This window comes from Paraglaciecola mesophila (assembly GCF_009906955.1).
Classification (GTDB): Bacteria; Pseudomonadota; Gammaproteobacteria; order Enterobacterales; family Alteromonadaceae; genus Paraglaciecola; species Paraglaciecola mesophila_A.
On record NZ_CP047656.1, the window covers coordinates 3362688 to 3382248 of the forward strand.

Genomic DNA, 19561 nt, shown 5'->3' on the forward strand with positions numbered 1-19561 from the left:
GGTGGCTATCGCTAGGTTAATTGTTGTTGTTTTCGATAAAGTATTTTGTCATTAATGGCGTTTTTCGCAATAATTTCTAAAGGCATACTCCCACATCAATTCACGGCTTATCTTTGCTAAAAGATAGCGTTTTTTAGGATCCTAGGGAGTTTTACTATGCCACTTGCTCTTTGGGCACTTACCTTAAGTGCCTTCGCTATTGGTACCACCGAATTTGTTATTGTCGGGCTGGTACCCACTATCGCTCAAGACCTGAGCGTATCACTACCTTCAGCTGGCCTATTGGTCAGTCTTTACGCCTTAGGTGTTGCCATTGGCGCACCTGTGTTAACTGCTTTAACCGGCCGCTGGAACAGAAAAGTAGTGTTACTGGCGCTTATGTCTTTGTTTATTGCGGGTAATATTCTGGCATGGTTAGCACCAAGCTATGAGTCTTTGATTACCGCACGTATTCTTACTGGCCTTGCTCACGGGGTATTTTTCTCCATTGGGTCTACTATAGCCACCAGTTTGGTCAGCAAAGATAAAGAAGCCAGTGCCATCGCCATAATGTTCACTGGTTTAACTGTTGCTTTAGTAACAGGTGTGCCATTAGGTACGTGGATCGGGCAAATGTTTGGCTGGCGAGCGACGTTTTTAATTGTCGCCTTGTTAGGTTTAATAGCCTTGATGGGCAGTGCCATACTGTTGCCGAATACATTAAAGAAATCAATGCCAGCCACCCTTGCTCAGCAGCTAAAGGTACTCACACAGCCGCGTTTACTCTTAGTGTATGCAATGACCGCGGTGGGCTACGGTGGCACGTTTGTGGCCTTTACCTATCTAGCCCCCATGTTGCAACAAGTGTCAGGTTTTTCGGCTAGTGCCATAAGCTTAATACTTTTGGTTTATGGAGTGTCAGTGGCATTCGGGAATATTTGGGGAGGCAAACTGGCAGATAAACACGGCCCGGTGAGAGCCTTGCAGTTTATTTTCGCAACCCTCGCAGTTGTGCTGTTTATCTTTACGTTTACCGCGGGCAACCCAATTACGGCGGTACTCACCGTATTAGTCTGGGGGGCATTCGCATTTGGTAACGTACCAGGCTTGCAGGTGTACGTGGTACAACTCGCCCAAAAGCACTCACCAAACGCGGTAGATGTGGCTTCAGGGTTAAACATTGCAGCATTTAATGTGGGCATTGCTTTAGGCTCCATTATTGGCGGCAGTGTGGTAGAAAATATGCAACTCAATGATACCCCATGGATAGGCGCCCTTATTGTGGTCTTGGCGTTACTGCTAACAACCTGGTCTGGTGCGCTCGATAAGAAACAGAGGTTACCCACGGAAGCGCAGGCGACATAAGGGTAAACTGCGCAAAGAAAAGCCGGATGTATTCCGGCCTTTTTTTAATGATCTTAGGGCGCAGCGAATACGACACAGATTAAATCACGCTTAAGCCACCACCGAAGGCACGGTAAATATCCACTAAACGGTTGAAGCTCTGTTGCTCTTGCAGCGCTAAAAGGTCTCGGCTGCGCAGGGCGTCGCGCTGGGCTTCCAAGAGCTCAAGAAATTCCCCGCTACCTGCTTCAAACCTTTGGCGGGCTAACGTCATGGCTTTTTCACTGGCTTGCCATTGGTACTTTGTACTTTGCTGTTGTTGACGGCTAAAGTTATAACTTTGCAGTGAAAACTGCATATCGGCTAGGGCATCAAATACCTGTTGCTCAAACTGGGCTAAGGCGATCTCAGAGCTTGCTTTAGCTTGACGGATACGCGCCTTAACCGAAACCAAATCAGCTGCTTGCCAACTGATTGTTGGGGCAACGCTCCAGCTTTTGGTCTCGCCGCCTAAGGTCAAGCCCGGACCTGACATAAAGCCTAAGAAACCACTGACCGATATGTTCGGGTACAAATCGGCTGTGGCGACACCAATGCGCGCAGTGCTGGCCGCTAATGCGCGCTCAGAGCTTGCTACATCAGCGCGGTAACGCAGGTAGTTTTCCCCTGGTATCAGTGCCACAGGTTGCGTTAACTGAGGCAAATCTGGCTCAGCATTAAGGGCAAGCTCGCCGGGCTTTTTGGCCAGTAGCGCTGAGAGCGTCGCATCGGCACGGGCCAACAAGGTACGCATTTGCGGTACTGTGGCTTCAACCTCGAATACTTGGGCATCAATACGCGCCATTTCTAATTCAGAGGCAAACCCAGCTTGGAAACGCGCTTTCACAATTGTGCGAGTTTGGCGTAAGTTCGCTAAGTTTTGTTCAGCTACTCGCAGACGGAACTGGGCACCTCGATAGTCACCATAGCTAGCGGCTACCTGACTGATAATTTGTAACTGGGCGTCATGCCACAAAATATCGGCCTGCTCGGCTTCAGCCAATGAAGCCTCTATAGCGCGGCGTACTTTGCCGAACAAATCCACGTCCCAGGTTAAATTAGCGCCGGTGTTGTAACCGCGAGCAAGCGTATTGTCGTCAGACTCGAGCACAGTTGGGTTTTTGCCTGCTTCGTAGCCCACGTCTAGCGTACCTTTTGGCAATAAGTCATTTTGGCTATCGCGAAAAATTGAATACGCGCGTAACACGTTAGCTTGAGCTTGAAACAAGGTACGGTTTTCTTTGAGCGCTTCATTAATTAAACGATTTAGGTCTTCGTCACCGAAGGCTTGCCACCAGTTAGTCAGCTTTTCCGCTTTCTCATATGTGCTGGCTACGTCAACATTATTTGCTTTGGTGGGGGCCTGATAATCAGGCCCTACAGCACAGGCACTCAGGGCAAGGATAAGCCCTGCGAGTGTGCCGATTTTCAAGATATTACCCATGGTCAGCCTCCTGTTTGGCAGTGATTACTTGGGTTGTGTTGTTAGATTGGCGCTCACCGCGTTTGGCGAGCACGTAGTAAAATAGTGGGGTAAGCAGTAGGCCGAACACGGTCACACCGATCATGCCAGAGAACACCGCAACCCCCATGGCTTGGCGCATCTCTGCACCGGCTCCACTTGAGAACACCATAGGCACCACTCCCATAATGAATGCGATAGAGGTCATCAATATCGGGCGCAAACGTAAGCGGCCAGCTTCAAGGATTGCCTCGTAAGCGGTTCTACCTTCGTCTTGCAATTCTTTAGCAAACTCGACAATCAAAATAGCGTTTTTGGTTGCCAGCCCTACTAGCACAATAAAGCCAATTTGGGTGAAGATATTGTTGTCGCCCCCAGCGATAAGCACGCCGCTTAATGCGGATAGTAACGTCATCGGGATGATCAAAATGATTGCCAAAGGTAAGCTTAAACTCTCGTACTGAGCGGCCAAGACCATGAATACCAACAGGATGATCAACGGGAAGATATACATGCCCGCATTACCTGCGAGTATTTGTTGGTAGGTGAGTTCGGTCCACTCGTAGGTCATGCCGTTCGGTAGGGTTTCAGCCAAAATTTTCTCAATCGCCGCTTGTGCTTCACCCGAGCTAAAGCCTGGTGCTGCACCGCCGTTGATTTCAGCTGTGGTGAAACCGTTGTAGTGCATCACGCGGTCAGGGCCGGCAGTATTGTTCACGTTAATGAACGAGCCAATTGGCACCATGTCGCCATTGTTGTTACGTACTTTCAGTTGGGCAATTTGCTCAGGGGTTTGTCTGAATTGCTCATCTGCTTGCACGTTAACTTGATAGGTACGGCCAAATTGATTGAAGTCATTGGCATATACCGAGCCCATGTAACCTTGCAACGTAGTGAATAGCTCGTCCAAAGAAACCGACTGTTGTTTTGCTTTGGTGCGATCAATATCCACATCTAGTTGAGGCACATTAATTTGATAGCTTGAGAACACGCCGGCTAATTCAGGTGTGGCCCACGCTTTTTGCATCACTTGCATGGTGACTTTGTAAAGCTCGTCGTAACCATAGTTCGCACGATCTTGAATTTGCAGTCTAAAGCCCCCTATGGTGCCTAAACCTTGTACTGGCGGCGGCGGGAAGATAGCGATGTAGGCATCTTCAATGGCGGCAAATTTTTGATTGAGCGCTGCTGCAATGGCACCTGCTGATAATGACGGATCTTTGCGCTCGGCAAAGTCATCAAGTGGCGTAAATACAATGCCGCTGTTGGTGCTGTTGGTAAAACCATTGATACTCAAACCAGGAAACGCAACAGAGTTGGCCACACCAGGTTGCTCAAGAGCAATGCGCGACATTTCTTTAATCACCTCTTCTGTGCGATCAAGCGATGCTGCATCAGGCAATTGGGCGAACGCGACTAAGTATTGTTTGTCTTGACCCGGTACATAACCCGTTGGTGTGGTGGCAAATTGTAAGCCGGTTAAGCTAACCAAGCCGATATAAATCACGCCGACTAACAATCCAAAACGCAACACTTTTTTTACTACCCAGCCGTAGCCGTCTGACAAGCGAGTGAAGAAACGATTAAACGGGTTAAATAACCAGCCGCCGAGCAGCTTGTCCATTCCTCGAGTAAGAGCATCTTTCTTGCTGTCGTGGCCTTTAAGTAATAAGGCTGACAAAGCAGGGCTTAGGGTGAGCGAGTTGATCGCCGAGATAAAGGTCGAAATTGTGATAGTCAGCGCGAATTGCTTGTAAAACTGGCCGGTTAAACCTGACATGAAGGCTGTTGGGATAAACACCGCGGCCAATACCAAGGTGGTGGCAACGATAGGGCCAGTTACTTCTTTCATGGCTTTTTGGGTCGCCGCAACAGGGGCCAAGCCGTCAGCAATATTCCGCTCAACGTTTTCTACTACGACTATGGCGTCATCTACCACGATCCCGATGGCGAGCACCAAGCCAAACAAGGATAAGGCATTCAGTGAGAAGCCGAGTAAGTGCATGAAGGCAAACGTGCCAACTAACGAAACGGGTACCGCGACCAAAGGAATAATTGAGGCGCGCCATGTTTGTAAAAACAGCACCACCACTAACACAACTAACAATACGGCTTCAAATAATGTTTTTACTACCGCTTCAATCGAGCCGCGTACAAACACAGTTGGGTCGTAAACAATGTCGTAACTCAAACCCTCAGGAAAGCTTTTCGATAGCTCAGCCATTTTGCTGCGCACATCATCGGAAATTTGGATCGCATTTGAGCCAGACGCCTGAAACACAGGTAAAGCGGCAGCGTCTTTGTTATCTAGCATAGAGCGAAGCGCGTACGTCGAGGCACCTAACTCAACACGAGCTACGTCTTTCAAGCGGCTAATTTGCCCTTGCTCACCCACTTTAACAATGATGTCTTCAAATTCTTCGACGTCAGTCAAGCGGCCTTTTACATTGATTAAAAGTTGAAAGTCACTGTCGCCACTAGGTTGTGCGCCAAGGCTACCAGCAGCGGCTTGTTGGTTTTGTTCACGAATAGCCGCCACGATATTGCTTGGTGATAAGCCTAGCGCCGCCACTTTGTTTGGGTCTAACCAAACACGCATACTGTAATCGCCCGCGCCGAAGGTACGTACTTGACCAACGCCTTCGATACGAGCCAGTTCATCTTTGACGTTTAGCACAGCATAATTTGACAGGTACAACATGTCGTAACGGTCATCAGGTGAGGTTAAATGCACCACCATGGTTAAGTCCGGTGAGGATTTTTCAGTCACAACACCCAAGCGTTGTACTTCTTCAGGTAAACGTGGCTTGGCACGTTCAACGCGGCTCTGTACTTGGGTTTGAGCCAAGTCTACGTCGCTGCCGATGGCAAACGTGATGGTTAGCGTCATGCGCCCATCAGAGGTGGCCTGAGAAGACATGTACAACATGTTTTCTACGCCATTAATTTCTTGCTCAAGAGGTGATGCTACCGTTTCTGCAATCACTTTCGGGTTTGCACCCGGGTAATTAGCCGTTACGACCACAGTCGGTGGTACCACTTCTGGGTATTCTGTTATCGGTAGCTGCCATACAGAAATGGCCCCAACAATAAAGAAAATCAGCGAAATAACCGCCGCAAAAATAGGGCGGCGTATAAAAAACTGTGAAAACATGAGTGGCTCCCTTAACCGCGATCAACAAACGTTTCGTCAGCTTGCGCTGTCAATTCGTTGCTGGTTTGGTCGAGTAATTTTTGTTGTTGGCGAAGGGCAGTTAGGGCTTCTGGTGAAGTCATATCAACCAATTTAGGTTGGATCTGCATATTCGGACGAACGCGCTGTAAGCCATTGACTACTATGGTTTCATTAGGGGCTAAACCATCAGTGACTATGCGTAAACCGTTAACTTTTTCGCCTAGCACTACATTTCGATATTCAAGTTGGTTGTCTTGGTTTACCACCAATACAAACTTGCGGTTTAGATCCGTACCCACCGCTTTTTCATCAATCAAAATACCTTGATAAGAGTTGCTGCCTGTCAATTTAACTCGAGCAAACAAACCGGGTAATAGGGTGTGATCTAGGTTTTCGAAGGTGGCGCGAATACGGATAGTGCCAGTGGTTTGGTTAACCGCGTTATCCACGAAGTCGATGTTGCCGGTATGCTCGAAATTCGTTTCGCTGGCCAAAGCCATGTAAACAGGATTCGCTTTGTCATCGCGCGTATCCGAGCGCTGACCTGATTCTGCTAACTGAGCATATTTCAGGTAGGTTTGCTCGTCTACGTCAAAGTAAGCGTACATTTTATCCATTGAAACTAAACTCGTAAGCTGGCTTTGACCTGCATTGACGAAGTTACCTTCGGTGATAAGCGCATAAGACACACGGCCTGAAATCGGCGCAGTGACTTGGGTGTAGGATAAGTCTAGTTCGGCACGCTCTAATGCAGCGGATACCGAGGCCACAGTAGCGGCTGTTTGCTGCTTACGCGCTAAACGCCCATCTAAGATCTCAATAGAAACAGCGCGTTGTTCACTGAGTGTTTTGGCGCGTTCAAAATCGTTTTGTGCCTGCACCGATGCACTTTTGGCACTTTGTAATTCCGCTTTTAAGCGATCAACTTCAGCCTTAAAGGGACGCGCGTCGATTTGAAACAGCACGTCGCCTTTGGTCACAACAGCGCCTTCTTCAAACAGCACGTTTTCAATATAGCCAGAAACACGTGGCATTAGCGTTACTGTTTGCGGTGCTTGTAAGCGACCGGTGAATTCGTCCCATTCGGTGATTCGTTCGTTTACCACTTGTGCCACACTCACTTGCGGTGCAATAGGTGCAGCAGGTTCGTTAGATGCGTCTGGATTGCCACAAGCTATCAACACGACGCTGGCGATCCCGCCTAATACCCAATTTTTAACGGTGTGTTTAGTACTCATGCGCTTAATTTCCTCTGATTTAACCTGTTTCAAAATGAAGTTCTTAATAAAAGTTGCTATTTATGTACTGGTCGGTAAGAATATAGATGTGCAGCGTTTAGTCAATACAATTTTGTACTAATCGGTAATTTATTTTTAATCTACCTTATTTCGGATGTTTATAACCCGTCCCATGACGAGGAAATTGAATGGTCTTAATATGAAAATTTGAACTTTGCGTTGTCTCAACAGACTAAGCACAGGAAGCATAGTACGCAGGTAGATCCACATTCGAAATGTCGAAAACTGCACCTTTATTGCCTATTTCTACGAACGTAATAACTGGGTGTTATTGTACTAAAGAGTAAATAACCCCATATAGACAAGGGTTAATTAGCTGTTTACTATGTAAGCATAATGACATCAGGAGCAAAAAAATGAGTGCTGTTAGTTGTACTGCCACTGTGGGGCGACCACGGGCATTTGACATGCAAACCGCCCTAGAAAAAGCGCTAGACGTTTTTTGGACCAAAGGTTATGACGGCGCATCTTTGTCTGATTTAACCTCTGCTATGGGAATAAATAAACCCAGCTTGTACTCTGCATTTGGCAACAAAGAGCAGTTGTTTTTAAAGGCGATCGAGTTTTACGAGAATCGTCCTTGTAGCTTTTTTAAGCCGGCTTTAGCGCAGCCAACTGCTTACCAGGTGGCTGAAATGATGTTGATAGGCGCGGCAAAGGATATGTCCGATGCGTCTCATCCTCAAGGTTGCGTTATGGTGCAGGGCGCGTTGGCCTGTAGCGAAGCGGCCGCTGGTGTAAAAGAAGTGCTAATTCAGCGCCGACAAAAAAGTGAAGCAGATTTACGTGAGCGCTTTGAGTTGGCGGTCGCGCAGAAAGACTTACCTAGTGGTACTGATGCCGCTGCGTTATCTCGCTACTTGTGTACGGTAATCAATGGTATTGCTATTCAAGCCAGCAGTGGGGCAACCGAAGAGCAATTGATTGAAGTGGCAAATATGGCGCTGGCCAGCTTTCCAAAAGGGGAGTAATATCTCATGCCCATTTCGCGTCGTTGAGATGGGGCTTTCATGTGTTTTATTGAGCAAAATCTTGTACTTCTAAATACGCTGGTGGCGCAAAGCAATGGGACAAATACTGGAACGTTCGTTGCCAGTCATAGCCATTTTCTTCTTTTATCTCACTAATACCAATACACGCTGTCACTTGTTTCGGCTGTGCGCTCTGGTCATGTGTAAGCCAGATTACATCGAAAGAGGGGCGCGAGGTAATTTGATGTAGGATCAATGTTTCACTTTCATTAAGTTTAACCGGCACAAAGCGTGGCTGACTCCCTTTCTCAAGTGCAATTTTTTCGCGATAAATAGGTTTTACAAAGGTGATTTCGCTGGTAAATAGCGCTTCACCGCCTCTCTCAAAGTGTCCTTGATAAACGGTCGCTTTCACCTTAAAAGTGTCACCTTTGACAAGGAGGCGTAAATCAAACGGGTCAGGTTTTATGGTAAGTAAGCCATGTCTTTTCAAGGGACTAATAGGCTTCGACGCTTCATTTGGCTGACCTTTTAACAAGTTCGCTGACAAGCGCTTTACGATCTTCAACTGATAGACAATCTGATAATCATGAGGCGGAGAATATAACGGCAGGTGATGCCCGTATGCGCTGCCATCTTGTGCAAACAGTAAGGCCATTCCGTGAACGCCGATATAATGCTTATGCGCTGTGTGTTCGGTTTTTAGCAAACTGTTAGGTAGGCTATCGGCCCAGCTCATACCGGGTGCGATTGTGAGCAGATACAATAGCCAGATCGAAAAATGTTGCATGACATTCTCTCCTTTAGATAACGTTAAATCAAAAACCCGCTGGACGCATTCCGAGGGGAAGCTATTAATGCGGATTGGTATAAGCGTTGCCTGCGCAAAATACCTTGTGCATGAAGGCGTGGTTTAGTGAATTTTATAAATAGTACTGTTCACGGTAGCCTGAATTTTGGTGCCAATAAATAGATGAAAGCTGTACTATTATTTCCATATTGGAAATTAAAAGAGTGACTAACCTTGGATATTGAAGACTTGCGTAAAATCGTTCACGTGGCCAAAACACAGAACTTGCAGCACAGTGCCAAAGCCCTTTTTACGTCAGCTGGCGCCTTATCTAAAATCGTCAAAAAAACGGAAACATCGCTGAATACGCAGCTATTTGATCGCATCGGTCGAAATATTAAGTTGAATGAGCAAGGGCGTATTTTTGTTCTACATGCAGCTAACTTGGTTCATGATAGCGATCAACTTTTGAGTCATTTTGCGGCTAAACAAACTCGACACAGTGTGCAGATTGGTGGGCCGAGTATTATTCAAGATTACTGGCTTGAGCAGATCCTGCCGAACGTGGTTTGTCAGCAATTTTATATCAATGTTGATAACTGTTATGAAGGTGAAGCCCTAACGAAAGTGAAGCATGGCTTGGTGCAATTGGGGTTTGTGACCGGTGAAGCTCTGCATAATGTCGAAGACAGTGAGGTACAACGAATACATTTAGCTAGGGTGCATTTTGCCTTGGCTATTTCAGCCCAACATGCTGATTATATTGAGCTTGTGAATGAGCTTACCCTAGAGAAATTCACTCGTTTGGCTTTTGCATGCCCAAAAAACTCGGCGTTTTGTGGGTTGCAGCGCGGTGTCGGGTCAGACGGCTGGCGTGATGATCAATTGCCGCGCAATATTCAGTTTCGTTTTAACGACTTGCATCCTTTACTGGCCATGGTGAAACGCGGCGCAGCAGCGGCATATTTACCTGAATATGTGATTCAGCATGAAGGGTTAAAAACCTTAGGTAGAGGTCAATTTCAGCAGAAAATAACTCGCCCATTCGAAGATATTTATCTTATTTGGAAGCCGACGTTCGCTCCAGGGTGGTTGAATGGATTACTGGAAAAAATAACGGCAAATTTAGCCTCGTCCCAGTAAACCTTATAAAGTCATAAATTATATCAAATTAGCGGTAATCAAAGGGCTACAAGGATGTTAATTGGGCGTTGCTTTGCGTATAATCAAGCCTTTGCACACCACGAAAAAGGCATTATTTGTGGATTGATTTCAGTGCAGGGCCGAGGATGGCTCGCGAAGCATTTATGGCTGTGAATGAGCAACATTAAAATAAGACAGCATGACAGGCGTTCGTGTTGTTTCTTGTGGTTCTCATCGAACCAACATTATTCAATTATTTAATACGGAATAAGATTATGAAGATAGTTTGCATTGGTGAAATGCTCATCGATTTTGTATGTACAGATACCAATAAAGGCTTGGTAAACGGTGTTAATTACGTAAAGAAATCCGGTGGTGCGCCGGCCAATGTGGCAGCGTGTATTGGTAAGTTAGGCGGCGAACCAATCTTAGTCGGCTCTGTAGGCAGTGACCCTTTCGGTGAATTTCTGATTGAAGAAGTAAAAGGATATTCGGTTAACACTGACCATGTAGCGTCTTTGGCCTCTTCTACTACTTTGGCCTTCGTTTCACTTGGAGACAATGGCGAGCGGGAATTTGCGTTTAATCGTGGGGCAGATGAGCAGCTTAATCTTGACGATGCAACTATCAGTACCTTGCTTGATGATTCGATTTTACACCTTGGTTCAGCGACTGCGTTATTGGGTGGTGAGTTGGGTGACAGTTATTTGCGTCTTGCTAAAAAGGGCAAAGAAAACGGCAATATAATCTGTTTCGACCCAAATTTCAGAATCGATTTATGGCGCGGGCGTGAAGAGCAATTTAAAGCTATTTGTAACACTTACTTTGCCTTAGCGGACATTGTTAAAGTCAGTGACGAAGAGCTTGTGCTTTTGTCAGGACACAGCGATATGGCGGCAGGCTGCCAGCACTTTCATGATTTAGGCGTTAAAGTGGTGTTAGTCACTTTGGGCCCAGACGGCTGCCTAATTTCACAAAATGGCCAGCAATACATAGTGCCTGCGTATGAAATTAATGCGGTAGATACCACAGGAGCAGGTGACTCTTTCATTGGCGCGATTTTATTTCAAATGGCGAATAGCCAAGCTGGGGATAACTTCTTTCAAGATGAATTTAAAGGGTTTATCGAGTTCGCGGGCAAAGTCAGTGGTTTGGTGTGCGCCAAAATTGGTGCAATGACAGCATTACCGACTTTGTCTGAAGTGAACGGTATGACGTTTGTAGTAAAAAACAAAAAGTGATTTAGCGTTACGCTAAACCGCATCAACAAAAAAGGGACCATATGGTCCCTTTTCTATGCGCATTAATGGATTTTTAATCGATGCTGAGTAAGCGCTCTGCAGTGTATTCGTTGGTAATCAAAGAGTTAACTAATTTTGAGCGCAGTGCACCTAGTATGGCATACACTTTTTCTTCACCAGCAGCTAAGGCAAAAACCGGTTTGTCTGATGCCACCAATAGTGGTGTACTGGCAACGCGTTGATTAATCGCGCAATCGAGTAATTGCCCATTTTTATCAAATACCCAACTGATCATTTCACCAACCGCCCCGCCAGATTGCAATTCATCTAGCTCACTTGGGGTCACGAATCCATCTAAGTGTAGCGGAGAGTTAGTCCCTAAATTTCCAACACCTACAAAGGTGACATCCGCTTGTTGCGCCAATTGCATATTTTGTGAAATGTGCGGCATAGCGTGTAACTGATTTTTGGCTTTTACCGTTTCAGGTAATACGGGTAATGGCATGGGGTAGTGCTTGGCGTTCACTCGTTCGGCCATGCGTACCACCACATCATAGGGTGAGGCAGAGCCATCAGATGCCATGTTGCCCAATAACGCAACCACTTTATGTTCGGGGCAATTCAGCGGAGCAAGCTCATCAACGCAAGCGCGAAGTACGCGACCTGTGCCCATGGCCAAGGTTTTTGGCTTATCTGATTTTAAATGACGTTCAATCTCGTTTGCTCCGGCTTGGGCCAATCCTACGGTTGAAGAAGGATCGCTTGGGTCGCTGGGCACCACCTCGCAAGATTGCAGACCAAAACGGTTGGCAATTTTATCCGCCAAATCCATGCATTTAGCAATAGGGTGGTCGAGGCGAACTTTGACCAGTTTTTCGCTCACGGATAAGGCAACCATACGCTGGGCTGATTGACGAGAGACGCCCAATTTTTTGGCTATTTCGTCTTGAGTGTTGCCAGCAACATAGTACATCCAGCCAGCGCGGGCGGCGTCATCTAATCGTCTGTTTTCGGCATTGGAAAGCTTAACCACGGATACCTCTCGATCTTAATTAGTAGTTGTTAATGCTGGAGCTAGGGTATAAATATCCTGCCACTGGCTAATGGTTGTTACATTATCCCTCAGGGGGGCTATGGTTCTTCGCCATGGTTCCATATGGCTGGCGCCTGCAAAGCGAATAACCTGCATGTTCGCTGCCTTTGCCCCCTGGATCCCAGCGGGAGAATCTTCAATGACTAAGCAATGTTTGGCATCAACGCCCATATTTTGAGCGGCATGTAAGAATAAATCCGGGGCGGGCTTGCCGTTTTTAACTTGTGACGCGGTGAAAATATGCGGCGCAAAGTATTGGTCTAATCCGGTCACTTTCATTGCATGACCCACGCGTGTAGGTGAACTACTGGTCGCAATACAACGCGGTACCGCTAGGGTGTCGAGCATATCCTTTAAGCCTACTGTGGGTTGTAGTTCGGCGCTAAAGGCGGCAATCAAGGCTTTTTGATATTCAGGACGAAACGTGTCCGGTAAGGCCACACCGAAGTCTTGGAAAATTTTAGCCGTCACATGCTCGAAGCTATGGCCAAGAAAGTTCGCTTCAAAATAGTCGTCGCTGATATTCACGCCCAAGGTTTTGAGTAGCACCAGTAATTCGCGTTTGCTGAGTCCTTCGCTGTCAATCAACACACCATCGCAGTCAAATATGACCAGTTTGATGTCATTCAGTTCGGGCATTGTGTTCACTAAATCCATGTTGTTACCACGTTTGCTGGGTTAAATAGCGGCTCGGTTTATCTGTTAAAAAGGTAATGCAGGCTTACTTAGTACAAGTTAAGTCATTGCTTTTAAGACAAATTAGCCTTTGCTCAATAGGCTGACAAATATACACCTAAAATTCAAATATTCATTAACTGATTTAATGCGTATTTGAGTAGGGCGGCAAAAATGTCAAAATTGGCCGCCCTAGCCACTATGCCTACGGCATATTCTAACCGTTGGCTATGGTTTGGCCTTGGTTATCAAAGCGCAGTATCTTATTGGGCTGTGCACCCAAAGAAACATCATCACCGTAGCTAAGCGCGCAGTCACCATTGGCTTTCACCGTCAAGGTATCCGCGCCGTTTACCTGCACATGCAAGAAGGTTTCAGATCCCAAGTGTTCAACGACACCCACTTTACCTTGCCAAATACCACCTGACTCAGTGATTTCGATGTGTTCAGGTCTAACGCCTAAACAGGTGGCACCGTCTTCTTGAGGTGTATCTAACTCAATGAAGTTCATTTTAGGTGAACCAATAAAGCCAGCCACAAAGCGGTTTACAGGATATTGGTATAGCTCAAGTGGCGTACCGACTTGTTCGATGACGCCACCGTTGAAGACCGCGATACGATCCGCCATGGTCATGGCTTCAACTTGATCGTGCGTGACGTAAATCATGGTCGTTTTCAGGCTTTTATGTAGCTCGGAAATTTCTAAGCGCATGTTTACCCGCAGCGATGCATCTAAGTTCGACAATGGCTCATCGAATAAAAACGCAGAAGGTTGACGTACAATGGCGCGACCAATGGCCACGCGCTGACGTTGCCCGCCAGAAAGCTGGCCTGGTTTACGGTCTAGGTAATCACCTAAATTCAAAATGCGTGCAGCTGATGCGATTTTTTCTTCTATTTCAGCAGGAGGCACTTTTGCTCTTTTTAACGGAAAAGCAATGTTGTTGCGTACCGACATATGAGGGTATAAAGCATACGATTGAAACACCATTGCAAGACCGCGTTTGGCCGGTGGTGTGCTCGTGGCATCTTGGCCGTCAATTTCAATGTTACCGCTGGTGGTATCTTCTAACCCTGCAATCATGCGTAGCAAAGTTGATTTGCCACAGCCTGATGGCCCAACAAAAACGATAAACTCGCCGTCTCTGATCTCTAAATCGAGCGGTTTAATGACATTCACTTCGTCGAAGCTTTTGGTTACTTGTTTTAAGGTAATACTGCCCATGATAATTCTCCTATTTCACCGCGCCGAAGGTTAATCCGCGTACGAGTTGTTTTTGGCTAAACCAACCAAGTATCAATATCGGGGCGATTGCCATCGCTGAGGCGGCTGATAACTTGGCGTAAAATAAGCCCTCAGGGCTTGAGTAACTGGCAATAAACGCGGTGAGTGGAGCTGCGTTTGCTGCGGTTAAAATGAGTGTCCAGAATGCTTCATTCCACGCGAGTATCACGTTAAGTAGCAGAGTTGAAGCAATGCCAGGTAACGCTATAGGTAGCAATACATGAAATATTTCTGCTTTGATGCTTGCGCCATCCATGCGCGATGCTTCGAGTATTTCATTAGGAATTTCGCGAAAGTAGGTGTACAGCATCCACACCATAATCGGTAGATTAATCAAGGTCATGACTATGACCAAGCCTAGCTTGGTATCCAGTAAGTCGAAGTCACGGAATAACAAGTAAATAGGAATTAACACGCCTACAGGTGGCAACATTTTGGTGGAAAGCATCCACATCAATAGGTTCTTAGTGCGCTTTGTTTGCACAAACGCCATCGACCATGCAGCCGGTATTGCAATTAGCAATCCTATTAAGCTTGAACCGAGCGAAATCACCACTGAATTCCAAAAGTGATCAAAGTAGGGAGAGCGTGCTAGCACGTCTTGGTAGTTTTCTAACGTCCAGTCGAACATAAACAAGCTTGGGCTGGCTGATATGGCTTCTGCTTCCGTTTTAAAGCTGGTGAGTAAGGTCCAGAAAATCGGAAAGAAAATAGCCGCGCTTATCGTCCACGCCAGTAGGGTATAAATAATTTTTGATTTATTGCTGCTTTGAATAGCCATGATTAACCCTCTAAGTTCTTGCCAATCAGGCGCATAAGGAAGATAGCCACGATGTTGGCGATAATGACCGCAATGATCCCGCCCGCTGAACCACCACCTACGTCAAACTGCAACAAGGATTGGGTGTAAATAAGGTACGTAATGTTTGTCGACTCATAGCCAGGGCCGCCGCTAGTGGTAACCAAAATTTCAGCAAAAATCGATAGTAAGAAAATCGTTTCAATTAATATCACTGCGGTAACCGCGCGTGATAAATGTGGCAATACAATATAAAAGAACTTACTGAATGGGCCTGCACCATCTAAGTCAGCCGCTTCAAGTTGTTCTCTGTCCAGTGACTGTATGGCGGTCAGTAATATCAATGCCGCAAAGGGTAACCACTGCCATGACACAATGATGATGATTGATAGCAAAGGCGCTTGAGAGAAGAAATCTACAGGTTCAATTCCAATGAAGGTCGCAAAATGGGCAAATAAGCCATTCACTGGGTTCATCAGCATATTCTTCCACACGAGTGCTGATACTGTGGGCATAACGAAAAACGGGGCAAGCACCATAATACGTACATAATTACGGCCCCATATTGCTTGGTCTAACAATATGGCTAAACCGATGCCACCACAAATCGTGATGAGCAACACACCACCAACTAACAGTAGGGTGTTAAAAAATGATTCAAAAAAAGCCGGGTCGGTTAAGAAAAACTCATAGTTAAGAAAACCGATGAATTCCTCTGTTCCAGGGCTAAGAAGGTTGTAATCTAAAAACGAGAAATACAAGGTCATGCACAGAGGTACTATCATCCAGGCGAGTAGTAAAACTACTGAAGGAAATAGCATGAACTGCGCTAGCGTACGTGAGTGTGTAGTCGCCATAACTGAGTCCCATTACTAAAATAAAAAGCGGGCAAGCGCAGCACATTGCGCCTACCCGAACCAAAGCGCTACTTGGGGTAGCGCGCCTTGCGCATTGCGCGGTCAACTAAGCGTTGGGCATTGTTTAGGGCTTGCTCAACCGTCATCTTCCCTGCTAAAGCGGCAGAGAATTGCTGACCGACTGCCGTGCCAATCCCTTGAAACTCTGGGATAGCGACAAATTGCACGCCCACATAAGGTACCGGCTTTACGGTTGGGTTTTTCGGATCGACTGACTCAATAGAGGCAAGGGTGATTTCAGCAAAAGGTGCGGCTTCCATGTACTTGGGGTTTTCATACAATGACGTACGCGTACCTGGCGGAACGGCTGCCCAACCTTTTTCTTTGGCGACTAAAGCTGAATACTCTTTTGACGTCGCCCAGCTGATGAACTTTTGCGCGGCATCACTTTTTTGACTGCTTGATGGTACGGCTAAGGTCCATGCCCACAACCAGTTGCCGCGTTTTCCAAGTCCGTTATCTGGTGCCATTGCAAAGCCGACTTTGTCAGCCACTTCGGAGTCTTTTTTGTTAGTCACAAATGCGCCTGCTACGGTGGCATCTATCCACATGCCGCATTTGCCTGTTTGAAACAACGCAAGGTTTTCGTTGAAGCCGTTTGATGATGCACCAGGAGGGCCTGATTCTTCCATCACATCAACATAATATTGCAGGGTGTCTTTCCACTCTTGGGTATTGAATTGTGGCTTCCAGTTTTCGTCGTACCAGCGGGCCCCAAAGGAGTTAGACATAGCGGTGATAAGCGCGGTATTTTCACCCCATCCCGCTTTACCGCGTAAGCATATACCGTAAACACCGGCTTCTTTGTCGGTCATGGCTTTAGCGGCTTGGCGAATGAACTTCCAGCTTGGCTTAGTGGGCATGTCGAGACCGGCTTTTGCTAGCAAATCAGTACGGTACATGACCATCGAGCTTTCACCGTAGAAGGGGGCGGCATAAAGCTTGTCGTTGATGGATAAACCGCTACGAATGGCAGGTAAAAGATCCTCTTCATCGTAGTTTGGCCCTAAGCCGTCAAGCTCAGTTAGCCAGCCTTGTTTACCCCAAATCGGTACTTCATACGTGCCTATGGTCATTACGTCATACTGGCCGCCTTTGGTCGCTACATCAGTGGTAACGCGTTGACGCAAGATATTTTCTTCTAGTGTGACCCATTGAAGGTCGATGTCAGGATGCTTAGCTTCAAAATCTGTGCTGAGCTCCTTCATGGTGATCATATCGCCGTTGTTAACGGTTGCGATGGTGATGGTTTCAGCACTTGCTGAAGTACTGACGGTTAATGCAGCGCTTATGCTAAGCGCGGTACAAGTTGCTATCGTTATTTTTTTCAACATCGGGCATTCCCCTTATGTTTTCTGTGGGTGACTCACTAAGTGTTGCGTGCAACTGCACACTTATGCACACTTAGTGAAGTTCAAGAAGCCGGCGGTCGCCAACCAAAACTTAAAACTTAACTGAAATCTCAGACGTGATGCCGTCAAAGCCTGCGCCAATTTGGCCACCAGAGTTGATGCCTTCGTCTTGGTCAACATATTCAACTTTCAATAAGGTTCTATCGTTGAACCAGTAACCTGCGGCAACCTGCAAACGTTCAACTGTGTTATCCGTTTGAGCAATGAGGTCAGAAGTGTTTTCGGCTTCCCCGTAACGGGCAGCAAGATAGAATTTACCTGGAATAATGTAGTGCTGCGCTTCTACCGTCCAATACTCAACAGATGACTCTCCTTTGATGACTCTGTTGGAATCAAATGTTGTTCCGTCAGGGTCGGCTACGCCATCGGTGCCGAAGTAAGTAATCCCTGCCACCGCGTTACCTTGTGTATCTGCAAAGGTATAATCATCACTTGATTGTCCTAGCATCAAAATAACGCTGGTATCTGCGTTCGGTTGATAAGCTAAGTTTAGTTGAATGGTTGTTTGGTCAAGACCCGGCATAATACCGACGTGAGTATCACGCTCACTGCTAGGAGAAGCAGAGAAGTTGTAGTTTTCTCCGTCACCGAAGCGATAGTTTGTGGTGGTGAGTCCGTCAAGGCTGGCAACACCATTTTCGAAACGTAGCTGGTCGCCTTGATTGGCTTGTAAGAAGTTTAAACCGACTTTGAAACCGCCAGTGAACTCTAATGTACCTTGTAGTAAATAGTTAAAGCCACGATCTTCTTGAAAAGCCTCACCAAAGCTTGAGGTCGTAATGTGACCCGTGACGTTATAGGCTCGTAGAACACCGCTATCGAATCGCTCGTTGTAGCGCAATTGGGCACCGTTTTCTGCGGTGGCATAGTCGGTCATCCAGTTACCAATAAGTGCATTGCCTTGGTTGTCTGCCCCGTCTTGAAAGCCTTTAAACTGAAAGGGTGAGCCGCCAATGTTACCTAAGCGAAGTGTTAGGTCAGCGTTTTCACGTTTGTATTCTGTTAGCCCAAATACGTCAAACTCGATACCTGCATAGTCATTGTGAAACGAGAAGTCTCTGTCACCATTGTTACCAAAGTCATTCGGCTCTTCGGCAATATCGATATCTGCTGTGATGTACTCGTTAATATGAAACTTAAACATTAAGTTGGCTCTGATACGGCCAAAACCAGCTGATTGCTCTTCATCTACTGGGCGAAAAGCCCCTTCTTTAGCCTGAATCGACTGATAATTTTGCATGGCTAAAAAATTGACATCCACTAAACCATCAAGGAATGAAGCGGCGTTAACAGGGGCTGATGCGGTCATAACAGCGGCAGCTACTAGGCCTACTTTGCTAAAAAGTGATACTGATCGGGCATGACTCGCCGTTACGTTAGATTCGTTGTGAAAGCGTTTGGCGGCTGTTGAAACTAGTGTTGTCTGTATGTTTTTTAACATCATTGTGTCCTAGTAAAAGTAAATATGTGTGGTGGTTAGATTCCCTTTGGAAATCCCTTAACGCCGATAAACCCATTAACCATCATTTAATTTCAGAGCATAAGCTCTCTTGCGCTGATAAAAATACATAATGGGTATATGCCCGACTGGTGAGCATATTCCCAAATTGTTTTAACATCGTCAATTGTTTTTGCTTACAAAAACTTCACATTTTTATTCATTTTTAAATTATTAGATAAAGATCAGTGGCTTAACTTTGTTAAAAATGTTGGTGAAATGTGTTTTTTGGGCGTGGTGTTGTATCGATGAGATTGCTTGCACCGCAGCTAATGTTAAAAACGCTGTTTCGCTCTGGGTTCTCACTATTGGAAAGGGAGCAAGCATTAAGACATAGCGACGGCTTAATCAATAAACCGCTGGACGCATTCTGAGGGGGACTTATTGATGCGGATATATAACTGGGCGCTGAAAGACAAAAGTCATGCAGCAACTTGACT

15 protein-coding genes are annotated in these 19561 nt (G+C 46.3%); 4 read left to right on the forward strand and 11 right to left on the reverse strand.

Going from position 1 to position 19561, the window contains the following annotated elements:
- Positions 1-156: 156 nt before the first annotated feature.
- Positions 157-1344, forward strand: coding sequence for an MFS transporter (locus FX988_RS14465; RefSeq protein WP_160180852.1), 1188 nt, complete (start codon positions 157-159; stop codon positions 1342-1344).
- 79 nt (positions 1345-1423) lie between these two features.
- Here FX988_RS14465 and FX988_RS14470 read toward each other — a convergent pair whose 3' ends face one another.
- The 3 genes from FX988_RS14470 to FX988_RS14480 are packed head-to-tail and all read right to left on the reverse strand — an operon-like array spanning position 1424 to position 7237.
- Positions 1424-2806: an efflux transporter outer membrane subunit gene (locus tag FX988_RS14470; RefSeq protein ID WP_160180853.1), complete on the reverse strand. Its 1383-nt coding sequence runs from the start codon at positions 2804-2806 to the stop codon at positions 1424-1426.
- On the reverse strand, positions 2799-5978 hold the full coding sequence (locus FX988_RS14475; RefSeq protein WP_160180854.1) for an efflux RND transporter permease subunit: 3180 nt from the start codon (positions 5976-5978) through the stop codon (positions 2799-2801). The genes FX988_RS14470 and FX988_RS14475 overlap by 8 nt, the downstream gene beginning before the upstream one ends.
- A gap of 11 nt (positions 5979-5989) precedes the next feature.
- The gene (locus FX988_RS14480; RefSeq protein ID WP_160180855.1) at positions 5990-7237 is read right to left on the reverse strand and encodes an efflux RND transporter periplasmic adaptor subunit; all 1248 of its coding nucleotides are present in this window, start codon (positions 7235-7237) and stop codon (positions 5990-5992) included.
- Positions 7238-7653: 416 nt separating this feature from the next.
- Here FX988_RS14480 and FX988_RS14485 point away from each other — a divergent pair, with 416 nt between their 5' ends.
- The gene (locus FX988_RS14485; protein WP_160180856.1) at positions 7654-8268 is read left to right on the forward strand and encodes a TetR/AcrR family transcriptional regulator; all 615 of its coding nucleotides are present in this window, start codon (positions 7654-7656) and stop codon (positions 8266-8268) included.
- 46 nt (positions 8269-8314) lie between these two features.
- Here FX988_RS14485 and FX988_RS14490 read toward each other — a convergent pair whose 3' ends face one another.
- The gene (locus tag FX988_RS14490) at positions 8315-9058 is read right to left on the reverse strand and encodes a hypothetical protein (RefSeq protein ID WP_160180857.1); all 744 of its coding nucleotides are present in this window, start codon (positions 9056-9058) and stop codon (positions 8315-8317) included.
- 234 nt (positions 9059-9292) lie between these two features.
- Here FX988_RS14490 and FX988_RS14495 point away from each other — a divergent pair, with 234 nt between their 5' ends.
- Both FX988_RS14495 and FX988_RS14500 read left to right on the forward strand, forming a co-directional pair.
- Positions 9293-10201, forward strand: coding sequence for a LysR family transcriptional regulator (locus FX988_RS14495; protein WP_160180858.1), 909 nt, complete (start codon positions 9293-9295; stop codon positions 10199-10201).
- Between the two features lie 275 nt (positions 10202-10476).
- Entirely contained in the window at positions 10477-11442 is a 966-nt protein-coding gene (locus FX988_RS14500; protein WP_160180859.1) for a carbohydrate kinase family protein, read from the forward strand.
- A 73-nt stretch (positions 11443-11515) separates the two neighbouring features.
- Here the strand turns inward: FX988_RS14500 and FX988_RS14505 are convergent, their stop codons facing one another.
- The 7 genes from FX988_RS14505 to FX988_RS14535 form a co-directional block, all read right to left on the reverse strand.
- Positions 11516-12475 carry a sugar-binding transcriptional regulator gene (locus FX988_RS14505; RefSeq protein ID WP_160180860.1) on the reverse strand — a complete coding sequence of 320 codons (960 nt, stop codon included), beginning with the start codon at positions 12473-12475 and terminating at the stop codon, positions 11516-11518.
- A gap of 15 nt (positions 12476-12490) precedes the next feature.
- Complete coding sequence (locus FX988_RS14510) at positions 12491-13192, reverse strand: HAD family hydrolase (protein WP_160180861.1); 702 nt, start codon at positions 13190-13192, stop codon at positions 12491-12493.
- 235 nt (positions 13193-13427) lie between these two features.
- Positions 13428-14435, reverse strand: coding sequence for an ABC transporter ATP-binding protein (locus tag FX988_RS14515; protein ID WP_160180862.1), 1008 nt, complete (start codon positions 14433-14435; stop codon positions 13428-13430).
- 10 nt (positions 14436-14445) lie between these two features.
- Positions 14446-15276 carry a carbohydrate ABC transporter permease gene (locus FX988_RS14520; protein WP_160180863.1) on the reverse strand — a complete coding sequence of 277 codons (831 nt, stop codon included), beginning with the start codon at positions 15274-15276 and terminating at the stop codon, positions 14446-14448.
- Positions 15277-15278: 2 nt separating this feature from the next.
- Positions 15279-16151 carry a carbohydrate ABC transporter permease gene (locus FX988_RS14525; RefSeq protein ID WP_160180864.1) on the reverse strand — a complete coding sequence of 291 codons (873 nt, stop codon included), beginning with the start codon at positions 16149-16151 and terminating at the stop codon, positions 15279-15281.
- Between the two features lie 68 nt (positions 16152-16219).
- Positions 16220-17545 (reverse strand): ABC transporter substrate-binding protein, encoded by a 1326-nt coding sequence (locus FX988_RS14530; protein WP_160180865.1) that lies wholly within the window; start codon positions 17543-17545, stop codon positions 16220-16222.
- A 109-nt stretch (positions 17546-17654) separates the two neighbouring features.
- Entirely contained in the window at positions 17655-19064 is a 1410-nt protein-coding gene (locus FX988_RS14535) for a hypothetical protein (protein ID WP_160182188.1), read from the reverse strand.
- Between the last annotated feature and the right edge of the window lie 497 nt (positions 19065-19561).

Excerpts from the sequence above, each read along its gene's own strand:
- FX988_RS14520 (WP_160180863.1), bottom strand. The coding sequence starts at position 15,276 with ATGGCTATTCAAAGCAGCAATAAATCAAAAATTATTTATACCCTACTG.
- FX988_RS14500 (WP_160180859.1), top strand. The coding sequence starts at position 10,477 with ATGAAGATAGTTTGCATTGGTGAAATGCTCATCGATTTTGTATGTACA.
- FX988_RS14525 (WP_160180864.1), bottom strand. The coding sequence starts at position 16,151 with ATGGCGACTACACACTCACGTACGCTAGCGCAGTTCATGCTATTTCCT.
- FX988_RS14470 (WP_160180853.1), bottom strand. The coding sequence starts at position 2,806 with ATGGGTAATATCTTGAAAATCGGCACACTCGCAGGGCTTATCCTTGCC.
- FX988_RS14465 (WP_160180852.1), top strand. The coding sequence starts at position 157 with ATGCCACTTGCTCTTTGGGCACTTACCTTAAGTGCCTTCGCTATTGGT.
- FX988_RS14475 (WP_160180854.1), bottom strand. The coding sequence starts at position 5,978 with ATGTTTTCACAGTTTTTTATACGCCGCCCTATTTTTGCGGCGGTTATT.
- FX988_RS14515 (WP_160180862.1), bottom strand. The coding sequence starts at position 14,435 with ATGGGCAGTATTACCTTAAAACAAGTAACCAAAAGCTTCGACGAAGTG.
- FX988_RS14490 (WP_160180857.1), bottom strand. The coding sequence starts at position 9,058 with ATGCAACATTTTTCGATCTGGCTATTGTATCTGCTCACAATCGCACCC.
- FX988_RS14510 (WP_160180861.1), bottom strand. The coding sequence starts at position 13,192 with ATGGATTTAGTGAACACAATGCCCGAACTGAATGACATCAAACTGGTC.
- FX988_RS14535 (WP_160182188.1), bottom strand. The coding sequence starts at position 19,064 with ATGTTAAAAAACATACAGACAACACTAGTTTCAACAGCCGCCAAACGC.
- FX988_RS14480 (WP_160180855.1), bottom strand. The coding sequence starts at position 7,237 with ATGAGTACTAAACACACCGTTAAAAATTGGGTATTAGGCGGGATCGCC.
- FX988_RS14485 (WP_160180856.1), top strand. The coding sequence starts at position 7,654 with ATGAGTGCTGTTAGTTGTACTGCCACTGTGGGGCGACCACGGGCATTT.
- FX988_RS14530 (WP_160180865.1), bottom strand. The coding sequence starts at position 17,545 with ATGTTGAAAAAAATAACGATAGCAACTTGTACCGCGCTTAGCATAAGC.